Source organism: Streptomyces sp. NPDC001204, assembly GCF_053598035.1.
Window position 1 is genome coordinate 1 of the sequence record NZ_JBSFJL010000070.1, and the last position, 6,579, is coordinate 6,579.

At 70.6% G+C, this 6,579-nt stretch carries 8 protein-coding genes and 1 pseudogene; all 9 read right to left on the reverse strand.

Features of this window, described 5'->3' with window-relative positions:
* Positions 1-35 precede the first annotated feature (35 nt).
* Complete coding sequence (locus ACWC91_RS41100; RefSeq protein WP_450726356.1) at positions 36-1,256, reverse strand: phage major capsid protein; 1,221 nt, start codon at positions 1,254-1,256, stop codon at positions 36-38.
* Between the two features lie 88 nt (positions 1,257-1,344).
* Complete coding sequence (locus ACWC91_RS41105) at positions 1,345-2,019, reverse strand: HK97 family phage prohead protease (protein ID WP_450726358.1); 675 nt, start codon at positions 2,017-2,019, stop codon at positions 1,345-1,347.
* On the reverse strand, positions 2,016-3,164 hold the full coding sequence (locus ACWC91_RS41110) for a phage portal protein (RefSeq protein ID WP_450726360.1): 1,149 nt from the start codon (positions 3,162-3,164) through the stop codon (positions 2,016-2,018). The genes ACWC91_RS41105 and ACWC91_RS41110 overlap by 4 nt, the downstream gene beginning before the upstream one ends.
* A gap of 13 nt (positions 3,165-3,177) precedes the next feature.
* The gene (locus ACWC91_RS41115) at positions 3,178-4,650 is read right to left on the reverse strand and encodes a terminase (protein ID WP_450726362.1); all 1,473 of its coding nucleotides are present in this window, start codon (positions 4,648-4,650) and stop codon (positions 3,178-3,180) included.
* Positions 4,643-4,918 (reverse strand): hypothetical protein, encoded by a 276-nt coding sequence (locus ACWC91_RS41120; protein WP_450726364.1) that lies wholly within the window; start codon positions 4,916-4,918, stop codon positions 4,643-4,645. Before ACWC91_RS41120 ends, ACWC91_RS41115 begins: the two co-directional genes overlap by 8 nt.
* Before the next feature lie 305 nt (positions 4,919-5,223).
* The gene (locus tag ACWC91_RS41125; protein WP_450726366.1) at positions 5,224-5,661 is read right to left on the reverse strand and encodes a hypothetical protein; all 438 of its coding nucleotides are present in this window, start codon (positions 5,659-5,661) and stop codon (positions 5,224-5,226) included.
* A 6-nt stretch (positions 5,662-5,667) separates the two neighbouring features.
* Positions 5,668-5,949: an HNH endonuclease gene (locus ACWC91_RS41130; protein ID WP_450726368.1), complete on the reverse strand. Its 282-nt coding sequence runs from the start codon at positions 5,947-5,949 to the stop codon at positions 5,668-5,670.
* A 15-nt stretch (positions 5,950-5,964) separates the two neighbouring features.
* Positions 5,965-6,216: a hypothetical protein gene (locus ACWC91_RS41135; protein ID WP_450726370.1), complete on the reverse strand. Its 252-nt coding sequence runs from the start codon at positions 6,214-6,216 to the stop codon at positions 5,965-5,967.
* A gap of 94 nt (positions 6,217-6,310) precedes the next feature.
* A pseudogene (locus ACWC91_RS41140) lies at positions 6,311-6,579 on the reverse strand (hypothetical protein); the annotation flags it as partial.

Sequence of the window (6,579 nt, forward strand, 5' to 3'; positions counted from 1 at the left end):
GCCGCCGGATGGCGGCCGCCCTGGGTGCGGATGGATCAGGACGCTGCGCCGGCGAAGACCTTCACCGCGCCGGTCTGGTCGACGAGGAGGCCGTCCGCGCGGATGATGCCGCGGAAGGTCACCAGGTCGGAGTTGAACGCGTAGTCGTCGGAGCGCTCGAAGCGCACCCCGCCCGCCATGCGGACGAAGTACTGCGAGAAGTCGCCGAAGGCCACGGACTTCGCGTTGAGCGCCGGAGCGGCCACGTTCGGATCGGTGTTCACCGGCTTGCTGAGAAGCGTGTCCGGGGCGCCGAGCTGCAGGGACGGCTGCCACAGGTACTGGCCCTGTCCGTCCTTCAGCTTGCGCGCGGCACCGAGCGTGGAGTCCCGCATCAGCCAGCCACACGAGGTGCTGTTCCGGTACGGGGCGATGACCGAGTAGTACAGGTCGATCAGGTTGTCGGCGGTGAACGCACCGACCACGCCGGTGCCGCCGGTGACGCCCGCGGACGCCGTGGTGATGACACCCGACGGCTTGGACGAGCCGTCGCCGGTGATGGCGTGGACGCCGAACGCGTTGCCCAGCGCCCGGCCGGCCTGCATGGCGAGGTAGCCCTCCAGGTCGACACCGGTGTCGGTGAGCAGCTCGGTGGACGCCTGCAGCAGCACGGCGTACTTGTACGCCCCGAGCGTGCGCTTGGCGAACGCCGGGTCCGACTCGGAGATGGCCGCGGCCTCCGCAGTGAGCGCGGCGCTGGAGTGCGCGGTCGTCACCGGGATCTCGATGGACTCGCCGGACGACGTCGACAGCACGGTCGGACCGGCCATCATGATCCCGGACACCTCGATGAGGTGGGCCATGAGCTTGCCGTAGAACGTGGTCGGCACGGTGTTGCCGCCCGCGCTCGCGGTGCCCTTGACGAGGTCACGGAAGGCGACCCCGTCCGGCTTCGCGACGTCGAACGCGCGCTGCTCGCCGCGCGCCCACCGGCGCAGCTCGGAGTCCTTCTCCTCCGCCTGGCGGGCGCCGGGCTCCTGCGGCTTGGCGAGCAGACCGGAGAAAGCAGCCTCCGCGTCCTTGGTCCGCTGCTCGGCCTCGGTCAGGTCCTTCACCCGGGCGTCGATCTTGTCGAGGTCCGCGTTGAAGGCCTGGTACTTGCCCTCTTCCTCCGCGGTCAGATCGCGCTTCTCCTTCTCGGCCGTGTCGAGCAGTTCCTTCGTCTGCTCCCACACGCTGGCGCGCCGCTCCTGCAGCGCCTTGATGAACGCAGTCACGTTGCCCTCCTGGGCATGACGACGGCACCCGCGGCGAGTTGGCCCGGGTGCCTGGTGGACGGTGTGTCGAGGTGGGGTGCGCCCTGCCTCAGAAGGTGCGGCGCTGGTTGAGCTCGGCGCGCCGCCGCCGTACCGCCATGACCGGGTGGGGTTCGCCCTGCCCGGTCGGCGGGATGATCGTGGGGTCCGGAGCCCCGAGGAACCGCTTCAGCTCGCCGGCCTCCGCCGCGGCCCGGACTTCCGCCAGCTCGGCGCCCGCCTTCTGTGCGAGGGAGCGCAGGCCCGTGGACGTGTCCAGGTACGCCGGGTCGTTGACCGGGGCGACGTCGACCAGCTGCCCGGACAGCAGCGTCCGCACGGGAAAGCCGTCGTCCGTCATCGCCCAGTCGTCCTCGAACGTGAAGAACGCGAAGCTGGACTCGGTGATGTCGCCGCGCTGCACCAGCTCGTACACGTCGCCGCGGGACTGCGGGACGTCGACGCTGTAGTCAAGGCCCGTGCCGTCCGTCTGCAGCCGCAGCGTCTTCGCCCGCGAGGTGCCGAGCAGCGCCATGTTGTCGTGGTTGTAGCGGGCCATCACGCGCGGCCAGCCGTCGCCCTCGGACTTCGCGAAGAACCCGGGGTCGATGCGCTCGACGAAACCGCCGAGGTTGCGGGACAGCGTGTTGAACTTCGCCGCGTACCCGCCGATCGTCCTGCTGTCGCCGGCCGCCCGGACCTCCACGAGGCCGCGCGTGAACCGACGCTCACTCTCGCCGTTCACTTCTTCTCGCTTTCGTCCGGTGCCACCTTGCCCAGTGGCGAGTAGTCCTGCCCCATGCCGTTGGGCAGGGGCGGCTCGTCCTCAATGCGGCGCAGCTCGTCGATGTTGTGCAGGCCGATCGCGCGGGAGATCCGGTGCGACTGGTACCGGGTGAGGGTGTCGGTCCGCAGCATCGCGTCGACGTTGAACCGGGCTTCCTCGGTGGGCGGCCGCAGCCACGAGAACGCATCCTCCAGCCGGGCCAGCCAGGGGCGCAGCGTCCACGTCAGCATGTCGATGCTGTTCTGCTCGACCGTGGCGTAGGTGAGGCTGCCGCCCGTCTCGCCGCCGACCTTCTCGGGCGGCACCCCGTAGATCGCGGCGATCTGGTTGGCGGTCGCCTTGATGGTCTCCAGGAACTGCGACTCGTTCGCCGGCACCGAGATGGCCCGGTACTTCACACCGTTGCCCAGCGCCACCACGTCCCGCCCCTGAGCGGCCTCCTTGAAGCGGGCCTTGAGGATCGTCGCCGCGTCGCGGTCGACGACCATGTCCGTCTCCAGGACCGCGCTCGGCGTCGACCCGTTCGCGAACCAGTCACGGCCGAACTGGTTGGCCAGCAGGCCGGCCTCCGTCGTCGTCGCGAAGTACGCGATCGGCGACAGCCCGAGGATCTGCCCGGGCACCGTGTACGCCGGGATGTGGAACAGCTGCCCGTCCTCCAGGCGGCGGCCCTTGTAGTACCAGACCGGGACCGCAGCCAGGTTGTCCTCGATGTGGACGTCGTCCGGGTGGAGCCACTCGATCTGGCTCGGCCAGCCGTCCGGCCCCCACGCGACGACCAGGCCGTAGGCGTTGCCGCGCAGCGTCAGCGACGTCATGCACCGGTGCAGCCAGTCGTAGCGGGTACCGGTCGCGGCCGGGCGCCGGAACAGCGGAGGCGTGGGAGCCCGCAGGCGGTCGTCTCCGTCCGTCCGATAGGACTTCAGCGGCAGGGATGCCACCGAGTCCGCGAGCAGCCGTGTGGCCGCGTACACGGGCCCCAGCCGCAGGGCCCGCTCCTGGCTTCCGCCGCGCAGCACCGCCGGGTCCGCGCCCGAGCCCCACACGTCCTGGTACGAGATCGCCCGCTTCAACGCCGTGCGGCGGAAGGGCCACCACCTCATGTCGTCACCCTTCTCACCACACGCTCAGCAGAATGTCTTTCGGCTCCTCGGCCTCGGCGGCGAGCCCCCACTTCGCGAGCGTCGCCGCGACCAGCGGACTGATGTCGACGTTCACACCGCGCCGGGCCCACGCCCACGCGTCCCCCAGCGGCCGCTTCTGCGCGCCCGCCAGAGCCGTCGCCAGCGGCGCCTGGTCGAGGTGGCTGACCGCCTGCTCCGCCACCCCGTCGTAGAACTGGCCGCACGCCGACGCCATCTCGCGGGCCTTCGGCTGCACCACCTCGACACCGAGGCGCTGCTGCAGCTGCTCGATGATGGAGCCGGCCGGGCCGCCGGCATCGACGACCCAGCACCGCGGCTTCCACCGCTCGTGCAGTTCTGCAGCCCGATCCAGGAGCCAGCCCGTACCGGGCCGGTGGTCGACCACCTCGACGTGCGTGCCGCCCCGCCAGGCGCCCGCCACGGCGATCGCCGCATGCGAACGCTCCGGCGTCATGTCGATGGCGAAGGACACCTGGCCCTCGGGGGCAGAGTCCGCGGCCGCCAGCGCCCGCCAGGCGTCCTCGCCGATGACCTGCCAGTTGTCCGTACCGTCGGCCGGGTAGTCGCCCACGCCGAGCCGCTCCTGCGCATACAAGTCGTCGCCGATCATGAGCCGCTCGTTCGCCGCCTTCTCCAGCGTCAGCCGGTACCCAATCGCCGGGTTGGCCTTGAGGATCGACGCCGGGTCCGTGACGTCGTCGTGCTCCGTGCAGCCGCGCGCGCACTCGTCACGGTGCTCGTTGATCGACCACTCGAAGTAGGCGAGCGCCGGATCCGGCACGCCGGTCTCGGCCGAGGCCAGGGCCCGGCGGCGCAGGCGCCCGAGCTGGACGGACTGACGACCGATGCCGGTCGACCCGAGGTACCAGGTCTGGGGGTTCTCGACGGCCGCGAGCGTGGGGGCCAGCGCCGCCATCGCCTCATCGCCGAGGATCATGCACTCGTCCAGCACGATGCAGTCCGCTGTGAAGCCCCGGCCGGAGCCGCCGGAGCGGGCGATGAACCGCAGCATCTGCCCGGAGTGCAGCTCGATGGACTCCTCGCCCGTCGTCTGCCAATACCGCTTGACACGTTTGTGCAGGTCAGGACACCCGCGCACGAGACGCTCGATGCGCTTGAACGCGTTCTTCGCCGTCTTGAACTCGTGCGCCGAGTGAAGGATCAACTCCTCGCCGCCGACGAACAGGCCCCACAACTCGCGGGCCTCGATGATCCCGCCCTTGCCGTTCTGCCTCGGAACGTTGACGGCGACCTCCGGAGCGGCCCAACTGCCGTCCGCCTTCTCGCCCATGCCCTCGTCGAGGACGTGCTGCTGCCACGGGTCGAGGACCAGGCCCGCGCGGGCCGCCAGCTCGACGGCCTCCTCGCCCGCGCTCGACAGGGCGACGCCGGGCACGGTGAACACCCGGGGGCGCTGGCTGCCGTAGACGGGGCCGTCAGTCACCGGCTGCTTGCTTGCGGAGGGCGGCTCGACGCTCTGCTCGCTTACGACCAACGTCATCGACCGCGTCCCCCTTCACCTCGACGGGCGCGAGCTTCCGCAGGTCGGCCATGATCGTGCGGAGCTTGTCGGCGACGACGGCCTTGGCGGTCGGGGCGTCCGTGCTCGCCATGGCCTGCGCGAGGTCGAGGGCGATGGCCGCCATGCCGGGCGAGGTCTCGTCGGCGTGCAGGTCCTCCAGCTCGTGAGTGATCTTGTCGACGAGGCTCACGCCCACCCCTCCGAGTTGACGCGGACACGGCCGCCACTAATTCACTCGAACCCAGTTCGCGTGAATAGCGGGAGGTCACAGAGGGTCATGTCACAGAGGGTGACGCCACTAATGTGACCCAACTCAGTTCGCGTGAATAGGCTTTGGATCTTGTCGCGCAAAAAAGTGGTCGGGAAGGGCGTTTGGGTCGCCCGCCCCTCTGCTCAAAAAGTGGGCGGCCGACCGCCCCGATCATGATCGAACCGGGCGCCGGGGTGATCCACTCGGGTCCGGCCGAGGCCCGCGGCGGTCGTGGTGACGCGTGGTCACCATGCCCGAGACGCCTGCGGCATGGCCGCGCGCGGGAGGTGCTTGCGGGCGTTGTACCAACGGGTCGCGACGCGTGCCATCTCGGGCGCTCGCATCGTCTCGATGCGCTGCATGACGACGTCCCGCCCCGGGTCGACGACGACGATGCGGGCCTTGAGCCGCTTGTACTTGGCCATGGCCTTGGGGCTGGGCATGGTGTGGATCAGGTACACGTCGAGCTTGTCGAGGTGCTGCGTCGCTTCGTCGATGGCCGCGTACCGAGCGCGCTGTGCCACTCGCTGGATCAGCGGGGCGTGGTTCCAGTGCGGAGCGCCAGGTCCGGTGAGGGCGACCGTGATGCGGTCGAGGTCGATGACGATGTCCACGGCCTTGGCGTGCGCCTCGATCCAGCTGGACTTACCAGCGGCCGGCGGGCCGGTGATGACGTGGAGCACGGGGCGTCACCACCTCCGCGAGGAGCGGGTGTACTTCCGGGGCGGTGCGGTGCGGTTGCCCCGCGCCGAGTTGCAGCGGCGGTGGGCTGAGCGGGCGTTGGCGGGGTCGAGGAGAGAGCCACCGCGGCTGAGCGGCACGAGGTGGTCGAGGGTGAAGGCCAGCGGGTGCGTGCGGCCGTCGACGTTCGCGGGGATGTTGTGGCCGCAGATCCAGCAGGGGAGGCGGAGCGCCTTCTGTGCGGCAACGAGCCGGCGGTAGGGGCGCCCTTGGCGTATGTCGTCGGCCACGGGCGCCCCCTCCGTCTACGCGTCGCCGAGGACGTCCTTGCGGGCGGCTGCTGCCTTGCGGTTGAGGGCGCCGGTCATGCGGAAGAGCGCGACGGTGAGCGCGAGGAACCCTGCGGCGAGGAGCAGCTGGGTGATGACGCTGACGATGTGGATGTCCTGGGTGGCTCGGGCGGTGGCCAGCAGGATGAAGTTGCCTGTCACCCAGGCGAACCAGAGCCTGAGCTTCTCGACGCGGACGGCTGTCTGTACCTCGTGGTAGGTGGCCATGGTCCCCCCAAGGGCTGCGGATGCTGAGGGGGCATCATCCGCTCTTGTGGAGGCCTGCGTTCGCCGTGTGGCCGTCCTGTGACCCGTTCGGGGGTCAGAGGCCGGAGGGGCTCGGGGTGGCGTCGGCGGGGTCGTCGCTGCCGCTCGGGCTGGGTGCCGGCTCGGTGGGGCTCGGGGTGGGGGTGAGCGGCGGCCTGGTCGTGGTCGGTGATTTGGTGGGCGTCGGGTCGGTGTCGTGGCTGCTGCACGCGACGAGCGCGGCGGCCAGGAGCGCGGCGAGGAGTAGGGACGTTGCACGGTGCATGGGTGCTCCTGGGTCGTTGGGGTCCGCCGCCCGGCGCTGCGCCCTCCGCGGCCCGTGTC

Bases quoted from the DNA above. Each gene is read 5' to 3' on its own strand.
- ACWC91_RS41110 (WP_450726360.1), bottom strand. From the start codon at position 3,164: ATGAGGTGGTGGCCCTTCCGCCGCACGGCGTTGAAGCGGGCGATCTCG.
- ACWC91_RS41135 (WP_450726370.1), bottom strand. From the start codon at position 6,216: ATGGCCACCTACCACGAGGTACAGACAGCCGTCCGCGTCGAGAAGCTC.